Here is an 18,038-nt window from a genome sequence, read left to right on the forward strand (position 1 = left end):
AACGTCTGGAAAGCTTCCGGATCGATGTGGTCGAGGACGCGGTTGACTTCAGCGCCGATTGTTTTCCACGCGGTCGGTTCGACCCGGGGCTGTGACTTCATGGTGTTACTTTCTTCTGTTCGAGGTGGCCTGCCGGGGCCGCTGCGCAGCCACCGCTTACCAGGGCGCGGCCTGCGACCGCATAGACAATTCCTGCATCGCGGAGCAGTTCGAAGTTCTTCGCGTTGACGCCGCCGTCAACCCCCAGCGGTGGTAGCCCGCGGGGTGATTCCAGGAGCGCGTCGAGCCTTCGGACGTCCGCGGAGTGGCCGGGCATGCCGGGCGGGGTGAGCATGGCCAGGAGTCCGTCAGGGCGGTTGTCCAAGGCCTGCTGAAGGCTTGCTGGGGAGGGGTTGTCGAGGGCTATCCAGACTGATTGGGCTTTGGCGCGGGCTTGTTCCTCGGCCGCTTCGAGCCCTCCTGCGGCGGGATACTGGATGGTGATTCGCCCGATTCCGTGTGGAATTCCGTTGATCGCTTCTGCGAGGTCGTCCACCATGAGGTGGACATCAAGTCTTAGACCGGCTTGGGTTGCCAATCGATCGATTTCTTCCGCTTGGACGCCTTCCTGGCCCAGGTATCGTCCGGCGATCATGTCGGCGTGGACCCAGTGGCCGGCGCCGAGGAGACGGTCGGCGAGGCTTTGCCTTTGATGCGCAGGGACGGCGATGAGGCTTCCTGAGAGGATGATCCCGGCCTGCTGTGCTTTGTCCTCGAGTTCTGTGTTCACTGCTGCCGGTCCGATCCGCGCCAGTCCGCTGCGACTTTGTACCTCTTCGTATTGGAGCCCTGCGGGCAGCCGCGGGGGCGCCGACTCTTCGGTGTCAGCCAAGATATGCCTTGTGCAGTGTCTCGGGGCTCCTGAGCAGCACGTCGGCACTGCCGGAATACGTGACGCGCCCGCCAGTGAACACCAGTGCATCCGTGGCAATCTGCAGGGCCAAGTGGGCGAACTGTTCCACCAACAGAACGCCCACGCCCGTGTCAGCGATATGTTTCACAATGGGCATGAGCCGCAGGAAGACCACCGGCGCCAACCCGAGGGACATCTCGTCTATCAGCAGCAACTTCGGCTGTGCAGCGAAGGCACGTGCCAGGACCACCATCTGCTGTTCCCCGCCGGAAAGCAGGCCAGTTGCAGATGTGAGCCGTTTCTCCAGTTCGGGGAACAACGCCAGCGCGCCGTCGAAGTCCGACGTGGTTCTGGCTGTGATTTCAAGGTTTTCCCGAACCGTCAGCGACGGAAAAACCGCCCTGCCCTGCTCCACATGCGCGATACCCAGCTTGGCGCGTTTCCGTCGCGACATCGTGGTGATGTCCGTGCCGTCGACCACGATCTTGCCGGCGCTGGCCTGGACAACTCCGGACACTGCTTCCAGCAAGCTGGTCTTACCTGCCCCGTTAGGCCCCACGAGGGCGGTTATGGTTCCTGGTCTAACCGTCAACGAAACGCCGGAAACAACAGGCCCTGCGCCGCGGCTTATCGCTACCTCGTAGAGTGTCAGCGTTGTCATATCAGCTCCGTTTCGCCCATGTAGGCCTTGAGGACTTTCGGATCGGAAAGAACTTCTTCCTGTTCACCGCTTGCCAGCACTTCACCGAAATCCAGCACGGTGATGTACTGGCAGACGCTGCGCACCAGATCCAGATCATGTTCGATGATCAGGATCGCGGTCCCGTAGCGCTGCGGAACCTGCCGCAGCCTCTGGCCGAAGGCGATGTGTTCTTGGTGGGAGAGGCCCGCGGCCGGTTCGTCCAGAACCAGCAGCCGGGGACGGGCGGCGATGTTGGCAGCGACCTCGATAATCCGGCGCGTGCCGACATCGACGTTGGAGATTTTTTCTCCGGGCCCCGGACAACCGAAGAAGTCCAGGAGGCCCGTGATCTCGTCCCGGCTCGACTGCCCGCGGGTGATGAACTTCATGTACTCGTAAACCGTGAGGCTCGGCGGCACCCGGTCCTGCTGGAACGTGCGCCTCAGTCCGGTACGCGCCCTGTGGTGGGGCGCCAAGTCGTTAAGCCGGTCCTCGCCGAGCCAGACCTCGCCCGCATGCTGGGGCAGGAACCCCGATACGGCATCAACAAACGTGGACTTGCCGGCGCCGTTCGGGCCGATCAAGCCGACGATTGTCCCTTCGGAGACAGTCATGTTCACGTTGTGAAGCGCCTTGATTTGTCCGAACTGGACGGTAAGGTTCTCGACTTTGAGCAAGACCTTTCCCTCAACTGCGGCATGGAAGGGGGCTTCGGGTGTTTCCTCAAGCAGAGACGGCAGGACGGCCGTGGCCGGGTCGGATCTGCCCTGCTTGCGGCGAAGGAGGGCGTTGCGGATGTCTTGGCCAAGATTCGAATTGCTGGTCAGCGCCTGGATGCCCATGGCACCGAAGACGACCAGGCCCCAGTCCTGGGGGATACCCCAGCGCTTGAGCAGTTCCGGAATCAGCACCCACAGGATGCCCCCGAACAAAGCCATTTCAATTAAGTGCGCGCCGGCGACTATGGACAGCACGTAGAGAGCCAAAGACTGGAGCGTGGTAAAGCCGGAGGGAAACGCTGTGGACACCTGGCCGGCCATGAGGCCACCGGCTATTCCAGCGATCGCTGAACTGGCCGCGAAGGCGGTCAGCTTGGCGATCCGTACACTGCTGCCCGCCGAAGCTGTGCCTCGTTCGGAGAAGGCGACCGCCCGCCAGCTGCTGCCCCAGCGGCTCTTCTGTAGGAAGAACACGGCCAGAGCGAGGGCAACCAACACGATAATTGTCAGAAAAAAGTACGACCGGTCCGTACTGAACAATTCGGGCCGCTGAATCTTGGTGCCGCTCACTGCCCCTGGGAATTGGGTTTTCATCAGGGTCAGGTCTGCCGCGGCCGCGAAACCGAGAGTGACAACGGCAAGATTGACACCTCGCAGCCGCAATGCCGGCAAGCCAATGATGGTACCCGCCACTCCCGCGACGATGCCGCCTGCCACCACCCAGACAAGCAGACCGCCCGGTGCTCCCACCACATTTAGCCAGGATACGATCCAAGCTCCGACCGCGGCGAACGTAAGTTGGCACAGGACAATCATGCCAGCGGTCCCCGTGACGACGCCCAGCCCGATCAGCGAAATGGTGGCGACGATCGCCGTCGTCGCCAGATACACGAGGTAGCCGGGAAGCAGCATGCTGACCAGCCATCCGGCGACCAGTGCTGCAGCACCAATGGCGAGGGCAGTTCCTGGCCGCGACGAAACGGCATTTCTAGCGAGCTGCATCCCACACCTCCCGGCGCTGGTTCCAGAGAAGGAAGACGACAATTACGACGAGCGGTATCCAGTCCCTCAAGAGGATCAGTTGGCTGAATTGGGCAGCAGCGCCTTGAGTCATTCCCAGTAACAGCCCTCCGATCAGGGCGAGGTCCAGTCGTTTGAAACCACCAAGCAAGGCCGCTGCCGACGCGGAAATCACCAACATCGAAAGCGACACCGCATCGCTGGTCTGGGTCGGAGCGACAACGGCGATGGCTATCCCTACGATGATGCCCGTTACGGCCCACACCCCGATGGCAAGTGGCTTGACCGGCACACCCAGTAGTTCGGCGGCAACAGGCCGGTCGGCGATGGCCCTGAGTTTGACGCCGATAGTCGTCTTGCCCAGTACCAGTTTCGCCGCGACGGAAACGACAACGGCGAGTATGACCATGACGACGGTTACCTGGCTGATAACCACGCCCTGGAAGGTGAAGGCCGGACCGGAGAAGACGGCGCGGAACGTTTTGGGTTTAGTGCCGAACAGAATGAAAGACATGGATATCAGGAGCAGAAGAGCAGCCACGGTCACTGCGGAACGGGCGCTGATGGACGCCTCCGGCAACCAGGTGGCGATAATCATGCCCAGCCCTGCTGACATCAGTGCACCGACGACAATCCCCAAGGCGATCGCGGGCACTTGGGGAACCCCCATGCCGGCAAACGAGACGGCAAGGAAAGCCCCGAACATGCCGACGGCGGCTTGGGAGAAGTTGATGACCCGCACCAATTGGGCCATGAGCGTAAGGCAGACTGCGATGACGGCGTAAACGCCGCCGGCGGCAAGGCCTGCGAATGCACCCTGAAGCATTGCTGTGCCTCCTCGGGAAGCTCGAAAATGAATGTGGATTAGGGGTACAACGGACAGGCGGGCGGTGCAGCAGCACCGCCGGCCGGACGCCTGGGCGGGTATTATTTCACCGTCATCCAGTCGTTGGCCGCGCTCTCCCAGGTCGTAGATCCAGGACGGATGGTGATCGGCCAGCCCGCAGTATTTGACGAGTGGCTGTCACCGGCACCAAAGATAAAGGGGGTGCCGGTCATAGCGTTCTCGGATGGTCTTGTTTGGGCCTTGAAGGCTGCGGCCACCGTCTCATGCGTCACGTCCCCCTTGATGGTCCTGAGCGTTTCGAGAAAGTGGGTCGCTGCCAGGTAGCCGCCCTGACCGAAAGAGGTCAGCGGAATGTTGTTCTTTTCCATGAGTTCCCTCCAGTCGTCGTTCGCTGCGATTCCATCTACCGTGTAAGGGGAGAACTCCGCCGGCACATAGACACCCTTGCCGACAAAGCTTGCCGCTTGGGCGAACTGCTCTGAGTAGGCGGAGGTCAGGAACAGGAATGTCATATCTTTCATGCCCTGGGCTTCTGCAGCCTTCAACACGCCGCTGGCGTCCGGTTCGACACCGTTGGAGAATATGGCGTCGCAGCCGGCTTCCTTGGCTTTGACAACGTAAGGGGTGAAATCCGGCGCTCCATACGGGACCGTGTCATCCAGCATGGCGAAGGTTTTACCAGTCGCCTTGCTCCACGCATCAAAGGCCTTTTGGTAGGCCGGCCGGGTGGATCCGGCGATCTCCAGAAGGCCGCAGATCTTTTTCAGGCCCAGTTTTTCGCTGCCGTAGGTGAGGGTGAGCTGGCTGTCAAGATAGGGGCCGGAATTGACGGGGGAAATGCTCGGGGTACTGAAGCAGTTAGGGTCTACGCCGGTGCCCTGAATAGAGACCAAGCCTTCCTGCTCGTAGTACTTGGAGTTGACCTCGCAGTCCAGCAGGCTGGCCGAGCCAACCAGGGCCACGGCCCCTTTGCCTACTGCATCCCGCGCGGCTGCCGTGGCAGCCGCCGGGTCGCTCTTGTCATCGAGTACCTCGTACTGGATGGGCCTGCCGTTCAAGCCGCCGTCGGCGTTGAACTTGTCGAAAACCGCCTTGGCTGCCTGCGACGCTTCCGAGAACGTGACCGGGCCGCTGAGCGCGTTGACCGAGGCGACGACGATCGGCTGCCCCGCGGCGGTCGAGCCGGTTGCATTGCCTCCGCAGGCTGTTAATGCCATCAGGCAGACGGCGCTGATGGCTGTTGCTGCCAGTGATTTCTTGCTCATGTGGAACTTCCCTCTCGCGTCACGGACGGACGCCGATGTCCGTTCGTTGGTACTCGGACTTCCCCGGAATCCTTGCTGATGCCAATTTACGGATCGGGCTATCCCCGCGCATTGTCGAAATAGGCATGCCACTTGTCAGAATGCGAAGGACCTCGTTTGGAGCCACTGAGCTGGATGTAGATTGGTGACCAGCGGACGGCTGGGCTCAGGCCGGGGACCTCGAGGGGAATCCGGGACGCCCAGGGCAGGTCACCGCGAGGACTGTGCAGGAGTTACGTCGCCGGGATCCAGATTCGGGTGACTTTCCCCGAAACGCGCCTAAGATGTTATCCGGATCACAACGCAGTATCTCGTCGGCATATTCTCATCGGCCCCCAATGGGGAGGGTCAGGCGATGAAGAGAAGAGGGCAAAGTGGCACTCACACTGTCATCGCGGCAAGAAGTCGCGACAGCGGAAGCGCCAGACTTCGAGACTTGGCGCCAACTCGTCACTCAGTCGTTTGTCCCACTGGACGTTACGTGTGACAGCAAGGAGAACTTCCACGGCAGGATGCGTTCCCGCTCCATGGGAGACGTGTCCGCAGTGGAGGTTTCAGCCGACGGCCATCACGTCCTCCGGAAGCCATCCCTGATTCGGGAATCCGACGGCCATTACTTCAAGTTGAGCATCATGCTCGCCGGCTCCGGACTTCTGGTCCAGGACAACAGGGAGGCCCTGCTGCTGCCAGGAGACATCGCTGTTTATGACACCCAGCGCCCCTACACGCTGGCCTTCGATGATAAGTTCCGATGCTTGGTGCTGATGTTTCCGCCGCAACTGATGGACCTGCCAGTCAGTTCAGTGGGTCAGCTCACAGCCGTCAGGATGGGCAGAGACGAACGGCTAGGCCGGGTTATCAGTCCGTTCCTGGTGGAAATAGCGCGCAACCTCGATCAATTTTCGGATGCCATTGGCACGAGATTGGCGTACAACGCCGTGGACCTCGTCACCACCATGTTCTCCTCAGAGTTGGATCTGTCCAAAGGGCCAGCCAGCAACCCGCGAGCCGAACTGATGCTTCGTATCCGAGCTTTCATCGAGGCCAACCTCGGCGATTCGGACCTGAATCTGGCAACAGTGGCGGCGGCTCATTTCATCTCCACCCGCTATCTGCACAACCTCTTTCATGAGGAGAACGAATCGGCAGCCAACTGGATCCGTAACAGACGGCTCGAACGATGCCGGAGGGAGCTGAAGGACCCAGTACACTCCTATCGCTCAATCAGCTCGATCGCAGCAAAGTGGGGCTTTGCCGATGCCGCGCACTTCAGCCGCCTGTTCCGAACCGCATTTGGAGAGACACCAAGCAATTATCGTGAGCGGTAGGAACGGAGTCAGGAATCCACGGCTTGCGATGACCTGTTGATTCCAAGTGTGCGCTCGTCTCCTACTAGTACTGCACTCGCATCCATGGCAACGCCGCGGTTTCGAACCCATATTTGAAGGGAGCGCCATTGCTGTAAAGGCGGAATACCGTGAAAGGTCAATGATGACGAACACTCCCTTTGATTTCATCGTGGTCGGTGCCGGATCTGCCGGATCCGTCCTCGCCCGCCGCCTCGTGGATGACGGCAAGAAGGTCGCTGTGCTTGAGGCCGGAGGAGCAGACAGCAACCCGATGATCGCCGACCTCACCTCCCTGGCAGGGCTATGGCATGGACCCGAGGACTGGGACTACTTCACAACCGAGCAGGAGCACTGTTCCGGACGTAGACTCCATCTGCCGCGCGGGAAAGTCCTTGGAGGATCCCATGCCCTCAATGCCGCCATCTGGGTCCGCGGGGCGAAGCAGGACTATGACAACTGGGCCTACCTTGGCAACCCTGGTTGGTCCTGGGAAGACGTACTGCCCGTGTTCAAGGAGATCGAAAACTACGACGGCGGCGCCTCGGAGACCCGCGGCGGCTCAGGGCTGCTGGACGTGGTGAAGGGATTCCCAATGAATCCTGTGCAGGACTCCATTATCGAAGCCGCGCAGGAAATCGGCATCAAATTCAATGAGGATTACAACAGCGGCGACGTCGAGGGCGCGTCCAAGATGCAGCTGAACATCCGCGACGGCAAGCGGTTCAACACCTGGCACGCCTACCTCAAGCCCATAGTGGGCCACGAGAATCTCCACCTGATTACTGGCGCACACGTCCGGCGTCTGGTAATCGAGGCAGGCACCGTCACCGGCGTCCAGTATGAGAAGGATGGGACGCTGCACACGCTGGAGGCGACCGAGACCGTCCTGACGGCCGGGGCCCTCAACTCTCCGGAGTTGCTGTTGCGCTCCGGCGTGGGCCCGGCGGAGGAACTGCGCCTCGCGGGCGTGGAGCCTGTCCATGAACTTCCGGGGGTGGGCAGGAATCTTCAGGATCACTTCCTTTCCCCTGTGATTTACACGACCACCAAGAGGGGAGTCCCCTTCCCCGAAACTGGACCGGCCGAGACACATCTCTTCTGGAAGAGCGAACCGGACCTGGCGGTACCGGACACCCAGCCCATCCACTTCTCCTTCCCGATGTACGATCCCGAATGGATGGAAGGTCCGGAAAACGGATTCACGCTTATGGCCGGTCTCGTCAGGCCCGTGAGCCGCGGAGCCCTCAAACTCTCCGGCGTTGGCCCCGAGGATCCTCTGCTGATTGACCTGGGTGCCTTGCGTGAGGAGCAGGACCTTAAGGCCCTTGTTGCCTCGGTTCGGCAGTGCCGTGAGCTTGGTCGTGCGCCGGCGCTGGCCCAGTGGGGCGCCGTGGAGCTCTACCCGGGACCCAATGTGTCCGATGACGAGCTCGAAGAATATGTACGCAGGACCGTGATCACGTACCACCACCAGGTCGGAACCTGCAAAATGGGTGTCGACGCCGACGCCGTCGTTGACCCGCGGACCCTAAGGGTGAGGGGCCTGGCGGGGATCCGTGTCGCGGACGCCTCTGTCATGCCGCTGGTGACCACGGGCAACACGAATGCACCGACGATTATGATTGCAGAGCGGGCTGCGAAGTTTATTAGGGCTCAACAAAGCGGCCATGCCAAGGGTGACAGCCACGCCCTGCTGGAAGAAAACCAGGCCGATTTCGTGGGAGCGCCATGAGTGAGGACAGGCCGGAGACCGAGAGCCTCTGCGGAGATTACGGGAACCTCGCTGCCTGGTGACACTGGCACAGTTGAGGAGGCGATGCCCCATCGCTGGTGGGGGCATCGCCTCTTGGTCAATTAGCGCGTCACCGAAGACCACGGTTGCTCGCCGGCAGATCACCTCTCTCGGTTCCAGTGGCGTCGGACAGTGGTGCCCTACTCCTCTTTGGCAAACCGAGGCAACTCTGGCCTAACTGTGTGAAACCACGCCTAACCGTCGTGCAGCTGTTGGCCGCACCATAGTTGGGTGTCCCTGTTCTCGAGCTCCACTTCTCCGGCTGTTTCGAGCCCCCTATGACCGCGGGCTGGCCGTTTGAGACCTCGACGGGCGCCCGCAACACTGTGCTGCCCGGAGATTCCGGGGATTTCGAACACCGATAATTATGTCGCGTCGGCGGGCACCGTTTCGGCCAAGATGAGTTTGCACGTGTGCGCAGATCTCGTGTTACGAGGCCCTCAGATTGAGGAAGTGGGCAATCTTTGGCTTTGCGACGCCTGGGATGGCGGCCGAGGACCGCGCCTCGCCAGAATCGGAGAACCGCATTTACTGACCAAGCTCATGACCTGGAGCCGCGGGCGCGCGAAGGGCGCCGGGTGGACCGGCGCCCTTCGGAGGACCGCTGTTACTTGGCCAGGAAGCGTGGCAGGATTTGGTTGATCTCGGTGCCGTGCGTCCAGAGCATGCCGTGCGGTGCGTCCTCGATCTCCACGTACTCGGCGGAGAGGAGGCGCCTGGTGAACTCGCGGCCGGTTGAGTCGATCGGCAGGATGCGGTCATCCGTCCCGTGGACGATCAGGGCCGGGACGGTGACCTTCTCGACGTCGGAGCGGAAGTCCGTCAACCATGAGTCGACGACGGCAAGGATGCGTACCAGGCGAGCCGGAGGCGATGTTCCACGCGTTGCGCAGTGCTTCCTCGCTGAGGCGGTTCCCGAGGAAGTTGTCGGTGTTGAAGAAGTCGTTGTAGAAGTTCACCCAGATACGGCCAGCATCTCTGACTCGGCTGCGGTCCGTAGCTTGTGTCGTGCTATCTCCCAGTTGGGTCTAGTGGCTGAGCCGTTCTTCGGCAATGGAATTTCCGCCGTCGATGACGATGACCTGGCCGGTGATGTAGGACGCACCCGGTGAAGCCAGGAATGCAATAGTGGCCGCTACCTCGTCCGGGCAGCCCGGGCGTCCCAGCGGGGTAGCTTCGCCCATACTGAGCTCGTGCGCCGTAGAGGAAGCAGTGGCGATCCATCCTGGAGCAACAGCATTGACCGTCACTCCGGAGCTGGCCACCTCCAGTGCCGTAGCTCGGGTGAAGCCGGCGACGGCGGCCTTGGCTGCGTGATAGCCGGCGTCATGGCGGTATGCCATGACCGTCCCCGACAGCGAGGACATGTTCACGATCCGCCCGTAGCCGGCCTCGAGCATAGGCGCCAGCGCCGCGCGGGTCATATAGAATGTTGTGTCCAGGTTGCGAGCGATGGATCGGTGCCATTGGGTGTCCGTGGTTCCTGCCACGGGGGAGCTCTCGGCTGTCTCTCCCACCGCAGCCATTCCTGCGTTGTTGACCAGCACGTCAAGCCTGCCGAATAGGTCGATCGCGTTTGCCACCATTTCCGTGGCGTGGCGCGGGTCGGTCAGGTCCGCGGTTACCGACACTGTGTGGATTCCGCGGGAGTTCAGCTCCTGGGCTCGCCGATGGATCCTGTCGCTGGTGGAGGTAATGAGGAGTCGGTGGGTTGCGCCCAGACGGCGGGCGCACGCCATGCCGATTCCGGTCTGGCTGCCGGCTCCCGTAATCAATGCAACCGGCATCGTGTTACTGGCCTGGGTGTGGTGGGGCACAGGGCTCCTTTCGTGGGTGAGGACATGGACCACAGGCCGAGCTCCGTCTTCGGAAGCGGTCGGAACCAGCAAGGTCACCACCCCTCCCTGAGTACTTTGTCCAGCATTCGCAGGAAGAATCGGGCGCTCTCAGCAGTGAAGCAAAGCGGCGGCTTGATTTTGAGAATGTTCTGACGGTCCCCGGTGGGCAGCACGATGATTCCAAGTTGGAGCATCCTGGCGCAGATCGCGCGTGTTTCTTCCGCGGCCGGTTCCAAGGTGACGTGGTCGCGCACGAATTCAAGCCCTTGGTACAGGCCCATGCCGTGGGCAGTTCCGATGATGTCGTGTTTGTTCATGAGTTCGGTGAAACCGTCAGTGAGAATCTGGCCGACTGCGGCTGCGTTCGCCTGAAGCTTGTCGGATTCGATCACGTCAAGGACGGTCAGACCGATGCGGCTGCTCAGCGTGCTTCCGCCGGATGAGGAGAAGAAGGCGCCTTGAGCTGCGAGGGCATCGGCTATCTCGCGGCGAGTAATGACAGCCCCAAGGGGATGACCGTTGCCCATGGCTTTTGCCATCGTAATGATGTCCGGTTCGGCGCCGTGCTCTTCGAAACCCCAGAAGTGGGCGCCCAGCCGCCCGTAGCCAACCTGGACTTCATCAGCGATGCATACCCCGCCGTGGTTCCGGACAGTGGCGTACACGGCGTTCAGGTAACCCCGTGGCGTTCCGATGGCTCCGGCATTGCCGTTGCGTGGCTCGGCGATGAACGTGCCGATGGGTTTGCCGTCTCGTTCAAGTTGGTGCAGCAGCCTTGCGGCGTCCTCTGCATAGCGAACTCCTGCACCTTCACCGCGGTGCGTGCCACGATAGTCGTTGGGCGCATCCACCACATGGACCCAGGCTGGCCGGCTCTGTGCTGCTTGGGGGTTGTCCGAGGTGGAGGTGGAAACAGCATCGGCTGCAAGCGACCAGCCGTGGTAGGACTCTTCACAGCAGAGAACGTCCTCGCGCTTGGTGAAAGCCTTGGACAGGCGAAGCGCCAGGTCCACGGCCTCTGTGCCGCTGTTGACCAGGAAGACGGTGTCCAGGTTCTTGGGGACCTTGGCCAGCAATCTTTCTGAGAATTCGGCCACGGCGTTGAAGTTGAACCGCGAATTGGTGTTCAGCCTGCTCCACTGCCGGTAGGCCGTTGAGGCAATTACCGGGTTTCCGTGGCCCAGGACTGAGACGTTGTTTACCATGTCCAGGTAGTGGCGGCCGTTCGTGTCAATGAGATGTTCTTTCCACCCTCTCTCGATCTGAGGCGGTGCGTCGTAGTAATAGCCTTGCAAGGAGTTGTAGGCTCCCCGGCGGCGCTCCAGCACTGCGTCGGTGTCTCCATTCTTCGACATTTCGGACCCGAGGAATCCAGGTGCTCCTGTGAGCAGCTGGGATGGGTCCTGGTACAGGGCTGAGTAGCCAGAGAACTCGGAAGCGCGGACGAAACGGGGCGGATGCGGTCGGGTGTTCTCCAGCGCGCTGCGGGTGTGCCAGACCGTGATTCCCTCGGCGCCGATGAGTCCGAGAGAATCCCCGACGTTGACGGTAGACCTTCCGGGAGGGTGGGGGACCTCTGATAGTCCCTGCAGGGTGATGGTGTCGTGCGTGCCGGTCAGTGTCAGGACGGCAGTTTGGGTGTCGAAGGTGACCGAACCTGCGAAGGGAGCGTAGAGGCTCTGTCGGTCCTTTGCATGCACCTCGACGGCAAGAGCGACGTTGATCGGTTCAAGTTCGCTGTGGGGACGGGCCCGGGTAAGGCGGGCTTCACCGTAGCGGGTCAGTAGGACCTCGGCGTCCACGAGGTCCCCGTCAATGAGGCGCTGTTCCTGACCTCGACCTTCCAGCCAGGAACCTTCGCTGAAGGAGTCGCTGTCCCAGCCCAGATTCACTGTCCGGGCTTGAGTGCGGAGCATCGGTTGCACCATCTGTGGGGAGGGTTCGGCTGGAGTCTTCGGTTGACCGATGGCGGCCCTGATGCTGGCTTCGGCGACATCCCAGTCGAAGCTTGCCGGAACGTTGAAGCACTCCCATTCCCGGTCAATGGCCGAGGAAGCGTACTCATTGTCTGGATCGATGGCGATTTGCTGCTCACCGCTGACCGCCAGCACCGCTCCGCGAAGAACGATCAGGGGCCACAAAGCTGTAATCTCAGCTTCGGTCAGAGGAAGTACGTCGTTGAAAGCCTTGACCAGCGGAAGAAGCGCCAGCGGTTGCTCCGGGGCATGGTGGAATACGGACGCACAGGCTACCGCGAGCTCGCTGATGCGCCAGCTGTACATCGTGTCACTGAAATCGATGATGCCTGCGATCCGCGTGCCACCTGTTTCATCTATGCAGAACACGACATTGTCGTCGGTAATGTCCCCGTGAATCGCCTGGACAGGCAACTCGTCTCTGAGCGGCCGGAGTCGTTTCCTCAGGCGGGACAAGGCGCTCTCAAGCAAGTCGCGCTTATGGGGATCCCGGACGAAGTGCAGCAATTCGGCGACGACTTCTTCGCCTACTCTAAGGTCCCACTGGAGGGCCCGTTCCAGTCCTGGGTGCTCGAAGCCGGCAAGGACGCTGGCGGCTTCGGCGAGGGTACTTCCCAGTGCGCCCAGAACCGTGGGGGAGAGGTGCTGCCTGTCAATGAGCGGCGTCCCGTCGACAAAGGTGAGGAGCCGGACGCAGTGGTCCCTGCCTGCTATTGAGGTGACGTGGATGGGGAACCCGGCAGGGGAAGACACCGGGACCGGGGCATTGAGACCCGCGGCGGCAAGCCGTTCCATCGCTGCGTTCTGCGCGGCAATTTCGTCCGATGAGAACGCCGGGTTGCTGACTTTCAGCAACCATCGCTGGCCGCCATCTGACACCAGGAAGTTGCGGTCTTGCTGGCTACCCAGTTCCTTGATGGACGTTACATCCACGTCGAAGAGGTCGCGCGCCAGCTCGGAGGCTTCCTGTGGGGACACATCAGGGCGGGGAAGGCCTTCTTGATCAATAACTGAAGCAGACATAGTTACTCTCTTGAAAAGATTGATGATGAAAAGTCACTCATGATGAACAATTAATAACGAATCATCATCCTATACGATGGTTCTATGGACGATCAAGAGTTTGATACGGAGTCATCGGTCGATGCTGCATCAGCCCAGAACCAAGGATTAGAGCATGTGGACGCTGTAGACCGTGTGCTGATCACTCACCTGCAGAAGGATGGCCGCATGCCGTACTCGGATCTGGCAGCCGCGGCAGGCCTGTCTGCCGGGGGTGCCCGCTTGCGGGTTAAGCGGCTCAAAGAGCGTGGAATTTTGGACGTGGTGGGCGTTACCGACCCTCTTAAGCTGGGGTACCGGAGCATGGCAATGCTCGGCATCCGCGTCCAGGGTGATGTCGAGGAAGTCGCTGACGCATTGGGGCGCATGGAGGAAGTTATCTACGTGGTCCTCGCTGCGGGCTCGATCGACATTCTCGCAGAAGTCATCGCTCCCGATAACGAAGGCCTCTTCGATGTCATCAACAGAAGGATCCGTTTAGTCTCCGGCATAGCCTCAGTCGAGACCTACACCTACTACCGGACCCACACCCACCGGTTCACTTGGGGCGTTCACTAGCCGCCCATCGCTGGAAAGTTTTCCCGAAGCACCCTCTTGACTCATACATGTGCCGCCCATCACAATAAGTGAATGGCTTTCACTAATAAAGAGGCAGCAGTCATGCCGCCCGCGACCGTCGGCATTGACGGCGGATTAAGAAAGAACGCAGTCGGAACCCGCGACATCGTGTTCTTGTTGGTGTCAGCGGCCGCGCCGCTGACCGTCGTGGTGGGGATTGCCCCGCTAGCCCTCGCTGTGGGCGGCGTCGGCGCCCCCGTCATTTATATCGTCGCGGCACTGAGCCTGGCGCTTTTCGCGATCGGTTTCATGGCCCTCACCCGACACGTCAACTCCTACAGCGGCTTTTACGGCTATATCTCCAAGACCCTCGGCCGTGTCGTCGGCCTTGGCTCCGGCCTCACCGCATGGATGAGTTACAACGGCCTTCAGATTGGCCTCTACGGACTGCTGGGAATCCAGGCCAATCTCGCCGTCAAGTCCTTCACCGGCGTCGAAGTCCCGTGGTGGCTCTACGGGATCGTGGCCATCGGGGCCGTTTGGTACCTGGGCTGGCGCGGGATCGATGTCGGCGCCAAGGTGGTCGCCGTCCTGCTCACTCTCGAAACCGCGATCGTTGCCATCCTCGCCGCGTTCGTCCTGGCCCAGGGAGGCGCACACGGGATCGGCTTCGAATCGTTCAGCCCCGAGGCCATCTTCTCCCCGCAGTTCGCCGCGGTCCTCGCCCTCGGTTTCTCGGCATTCATGGGTTTCGAATCCGGAGCCCTGTATCGCGAGGAGGCGCGGGACCCCGACCGGAGTGTCCCGCGTGCAACCTACATCTCCATCGCCTTCATCGGCGCGTTCTACGCCTTCGCTGTTTGGATCATCGTCCAGGCCTTCGGCCCGAACGTTGTCCAAGAGTTCGCCGCAGGCCACCTGGACGCTGGAGACACCGCCTACATCGCGGCGGGCAACTTCGTCGGCGAGTGGTGCGTGAACCTCATGAGCATACTGATCGTCACGAGCATCTTCGCTGCTCAGTTGGCATTCCACAACACCATCAACCGCTACACGCTGTCTTTGAGCAGGGAAGGGGTCTTCCCCGCGTGGGCCGGCATGATCAACCCCCGCTACCGCACGCCGTCGAGCGCCGGAATTGTCCAGTCCGTACTGGCCGTAGCTTCTGTGGTTGTGTTCGCGGCACTCGAACTGGATCCATTCACCCAGTTTCTGATCTGGATGAATACCCCAGGAGTACTCGGCGTGCTCTTCCTGCAGGCCCTCACCAGCATCGGCGTGGTGGTCTTCTTTATCCGCCAAAAGGACAAGACGCTCAAATGGTACGTGATTCCATCGGCCATCATCGCCACGCTCGTCATGTTCGCAGTCTCATTCCTCTTGCTGAGCAACCTCGAACTGATGACCGGAGCAGCAGCCGGGGGCGCGCTTAACACGATCCTTATCATGGTCTTGCCGACCATCTTTATCGTCGGCGTCGTCATAGCCCTCATCCTCCGCCGCGTCCGGCCCGACATTTACCAGCGCATCGGACAGGGCAAAGGAGAATGAATCCGGAGCCTAGTCTTGAGAGATGCAGAATCCCAGCAAAACCAGCCAGCTAGGACGGCCACGGACACCCAGGCTCTCACGGAAGGCAATCGGCCGCGCGGCACTTGAGATGTTCGAAGAGGAAGAGAGCCTTTCAATCCCGCGGCTCGCGGAACGTCTCGGTGTCCGGCAGTCATCCTTCTACAAGCACGTTACGGGCCGGCAGGAGATCATCGAACTGGCCCGTGGCGCCCTGGTGGAGCGGGCTCCGAAGCCAGAACTGACGTCCGGCAGCCTTGACGATGTCATCCGCCAGACCTTTGACGCACTCCGAACGGCCTACAGCCTGGCGCCGGCGCTCCTCCCCCTCCTGCTCACGCAACCGGTGTCACACCCGGCAGCATTGGAGGCCTACGACCGTTTTGCCGAAGCGTTTGAGCTCGCGGGGACGCCAAGGCATCTTGTCCTTCCCGTTTTGGAAACCCTTGACAGCGCCGCGATCGGCGCGAGCCTCGACGCGATAACCATGGAATCCGCTTGGAGCATCAAGGAAGAGGATCACGGCACCTTTCCCCATCTGACCGCGGCACAGAGAGCCGTGGCAGAGCACCCCGTGGACCGCTTCAGCTTCCTTGCCGATGTCCTTTCGGCAGGATTGCGGGCCGCCATCAGAGACGCCTGATCCTTCCCGGGCAGGCGTCGAACACCCGAATACAACCAGGAGTCATATCTTGACCACGCCCGAGCCCACAGATCTCATCATCCTCTCGTCCCGTATTCTCTACGGCGAGGAGCTCAAGGAAACGGCCGGCTTCGTCGCGGTCTCCGATGGCCGCATCGTCCTCGTCGGCCGAGCCGAGGCAGCCGAAGAATGGACTGCGCTGGCCAAGCACGTGGTCGACGTCGGCGATGCAACAGTATGCCCGGGCCTGATTGACGCCCACATCCACCCCATCGCCGGGGCGGACATCGCACGTGGCCTTGACCTGAACGGAATCACCGAGCTCGACGCCGTTCGCGCCGCCCTTGTAAAACACGCAGCCTCCACGGGCCACACCGTTGGTTCCGAGTGGCTCTTCGCCTGGGGGCTCGACCCGATCATCTTCGGGGAGGCAAGCTTCAACAACTCCCTCTTCGACGGAATCCTCGATGACGAACTCGTGTTCATCACCCTCTTCGACGGCCACGCCGCGCTCGTTTCCGACGCCGCCCTCAACCTCGCCGGCATCACCGGAGCGGAAGAGCTGCCGAGTACCGGCTATGTCGGCGTCGACCAGCTCGGCAAGCCCAACGGCATGCTCTACGAAATGGCTGCCCAGGACCTCGTCCGCAGCATCCTGCCCCAGCGCTCCTTCGAGCAACGCGTCGACGAACTCGAGAAACTCCTGCGTTCCATGGCCGAGTCCGGGCTGGTAGCGGGCCACATGCTTGACTTCGGCGTCCCGGAAACCATTGAGGTGCTGGAGGCCCTCGAGCTCCGAGGGGATCTCGGCATCCGGCTGCGGATCTCCCCGTGGCTCATGCCCGGCGCCACCGATGAGGATCTGCGGGCCATGCTCGCGATGCAGGGCCGGCACGGCAGGCGCTGGCACGTTCACGGGATCAAGCTCATGATGGACGGCACCATCGACAACGGAACGGCCTGGCTTTTTGAGCCAGACACCCACGGAGAATCCCTCCATCCGCTCTGGCACGATCCTGAGGCCCTAGCAGCAGCCATGAGGTTCTTCCACGAACACCGGATACCCACAACCACGCACGCCATTGGCGACAAAGCCGTCTCCTTCGTCGCGCGGACCATCGGAGACCTTCCCAAGAACGGCACGGTCCACCGGATCGAGCACATCGAGTCCATCCCGGATTCAGTCCTGGAAGAGATCATCCACGCCGGCGCCACCACGAGCCTGCAACCGACCCACTGCACCCTCTACAGCCGCGCCGACCACACAGACAACTGGTCTCGCAGGCTCGGCACCGAACGGGCCAACCACGCCTGGCGGACCCGCGACCTGCGGGACGCCGGAGCCGTCGTTGCCCTCGGTTCGGACTGGCCCATCGCTCCCTTCGACCCGCGGGCCATCATCGCCTCAGCCCAGACACGACGTCCAGCGGGAAGGCCGGACGTCCCACCCGTCCAGCTCCAACAGGCACTGTCCGCGCGTTCCGCGCTCGAAGGCTACACCAGCCAATACTGGCGGTCAGTTGGTGAAGAAGGCGGAATCGTTGAGGAGGGGGCCCGCGCCGACCTGACGGTGGTAGGGCACAATCCACTGACAACAGAGCCGGACGAGTTCGCCCAGACTCCGGTGATCCTGACCGTGGTTGACGGGAAAGTTGTTGTTGATAACCGTCTGGCCCTGGCAACGGGAATCGTTCACGTCGGTCAGGCATAGTTCCAGGCCACCGGGACGAACGCCCCGGCTTGAGCGCCTTGACGATGCCCTCACGGTGCTGGCGTCCGGCGTAGCG

14 protein-coding genes are annotated in these 18,038 nt (G+C 61.5%); 6 read left to right on the forward strand and 8 right to left on the reverse strand.

Annotated features, from left to right (window positions below; translation table 11 throughout):
- Nucleotides 1–97 precede the first annotated feature (97 nt).
- The 5 genes from FCN77_RS10850 to FCN77_RS10870 form a co-directional block, all read right to left on the reverse strand.
- On the reverse strand, nt 98–871 hold the full coding sequence (locus tag FCN77_RS10850) for a hypothetical protein (RefSeq protein WP_175417224.1): 774 nt from the start codon (nt 869–871) through the stop codon (nt 98–100).
- Entirely contained in the window at nt 864–1,553 is a 690-nt protein-coding gene (locus tag FCN77_RS10855; protein ID WP_137322277.1) for an ABC transporter ATP-binding protein, read from the reverse strand. The genes FCN77_RS10850 and FCN77_RS10855 overlap by 8 nt, the downstream gene beginning before the upstream one ends.
- Nucleotides 1,550–3,295 carry an ATP-binding cassette domain-containing protein gene (locus FCN77_RS10860; RefSeq protein ID WP_137322278.1) on the reverse strand — a complete coding sequence of 582 codons (1,746 nt, stop codon included), beginning with the start codon at nt 3,293–3,295 and terminating at the stop codon, nt 1,550–1,552. The genes FCN77_RS10855 and FCN77_RS10860 overlap by 4 nt, the downstream gene beginning before the upstream one ends.
- Nucleotides 3,282–4,139: a branched-chain amino acid ABC transporter permease gene (locus FCN77_RS10865; protein WP_137322279.1), complete on the reverse strand. Its 858-nt coding sequence runs from the start codon at nt 4,137–4,139 to the stop codon at nt 3,282–3,284. The genes FCN77_RS10860 and FCN77_RS10865 overlap by 14 nt, the downstream gene beginning before the upstream one ends.
- A 101-nt stretch (nt 4,140–4,240) precedes the next feature.
- Nucleotides 4,241–5,425, reverse strand: a complete 1,185-nt coding sequence (locus tag FCN77_RS10870) for an ABC transporter substrate-binding protein (protein WP_137322280.1) — start codon at nt 5,423–5,425, stop codon at nt 4,241–4,243.
- Between the two features lie 413 nt (nt 5,426–5,838).
- Between FCN77_RS10870 and FCN77_RS10875 the strand changes: the two genes are divergently transcribed.
- Nucleotides 5,839–6,792, forward strand: coding sequence for a helix-turn-helix domain-containing protein (locus FCN77_RS10875; RefSeq protein WP_217496272.1), 954 nt, complete (start codon nt 5,839–5,841; stop codon nt 6,790–6,792).
- 160 nt (nt 6,793–6,952) lie between these two features.
- A complete protein-coding gene (locus FCN77_RS10880; protein WP_254678941.1) occupies nt 6,953–8,545 on the forward strand; it encodes a GMC family oxidoreductase in 1,593 nt (530 codons plus the stop codon).
- A gap of 667 nt (nt 8,546–9,212) precedes the next feature.
- On the opposite strand, the gene FCN77_RS26795 is transcribed toward FCN77_RS10880, so the two are convergent.
- The 3 genes from FCN77_RS26795 to FCN77_RS10895 form a co-directional block, all read right to left on the reverse strand.
- Nucleotides 9,213–9,431, reverse strand: a complete 219-nt coding sequence (locus FCN77_RS26795; RefSeq protein WP_254678942.1) for an alpha/beta fold hydrolase — start codon at nt 9,429–9,431, stop codon at nt 9,213–9,215.
- 202 nt (nt 9,432–9,633) lie between these two features.
- Nucleotides 9,634–10,422 (reverse strand): SDR family NAD(P)-dependent oxidoreductase, encoded by a 789-nt coding sequence (locus FCN77_RS10890; protein WP_254678943.1) that lies wholly within the window; start codon nt 10,420–10,422, stop codon nt 9,634–9,636.
- Nucleotides 10,423–10,496: 74 nt separating this feature from the next.
- Nucleotides 10,497–13,442 (reverse strand): aminotransferase, encoded by a 2,946-nt coding sequence (locus tag FCN77_RS10895; RefSeq protein ID WP_137322281.1) that lies wholly within the window; start codon nt 13,440–13,442, stop codon nt 10,497–10,499.
- A gap of 156 nt (nt 13,443–13,598) precedes the next feature.
- On the opposite strand from FCN77_RS10895, the gene FCN77_RS10900 reads away from it, so the two are divergent.
- From FCN77_RS10900 to FCN77_RS10915, 4 genes are all read left to right on the forward strand, one after another.
- Nucleotides 13,599–14,039 carry an Lrp/AsnC family transcriptional regulator gene (locus FCN77_RS10900; protein WP_137322282.1) on the forward strand — a complete coding sequence of 147 codons (441 nt, stop codon included), beginning with the start codon at nt 13,599–13,601 and terminating at the stop codon, nt 14,037–14,039.
- A gap of 72 nt (nt 14,040–14,111) precedes the next feature.
- Entirely contained in the window at nt 14,112–15,590 is a 1,479-nt protein-coding gene (locus FCN77_RS10905; RefSeq protein WP_137322283.1) for an APC family permease, read from the forward strand.
- 22 nt (nt 15,591–15,612) lie between these two features.
- Nucleotides 15,613–16,251, forward strand: a complete 639-nt coding sequence (locus FCN77_RS10910; RefSeq protein ID WP_137322284.1) for a TetR/AcrR family transcriptional regulator — start codon at nt 15,613–15,615, stop codon at nt 16,249–16,251.
- A 49-nt stretch (nt 16,252–16,300) separates the two neighbouring features.
- Nucleotides 16,301–17,962 carry an amidohydrolase gene (locus FCN77_RS10915; protein WP_175417225.1) on the forward strand — a complete coding sequence of 554 codons (1,662 nt, stop codon included), beginning with the start codon at nt 16,301–16,303 and terminating at the stop codon, nt 17,960–17,962.
- Nucleotides 17,963–18,038 lie beyond the last annotated feature (76 nt).

Origin of the sequence: Arthrobacter sp. 24S4-2 (genome assembly GCF_005280255.1) — a bacterium.
Lineage (GTDB): Bacteria > Actinomycetota > Actinomycetes > Actinomycetales > Micrococcaceae > Arthrobacter.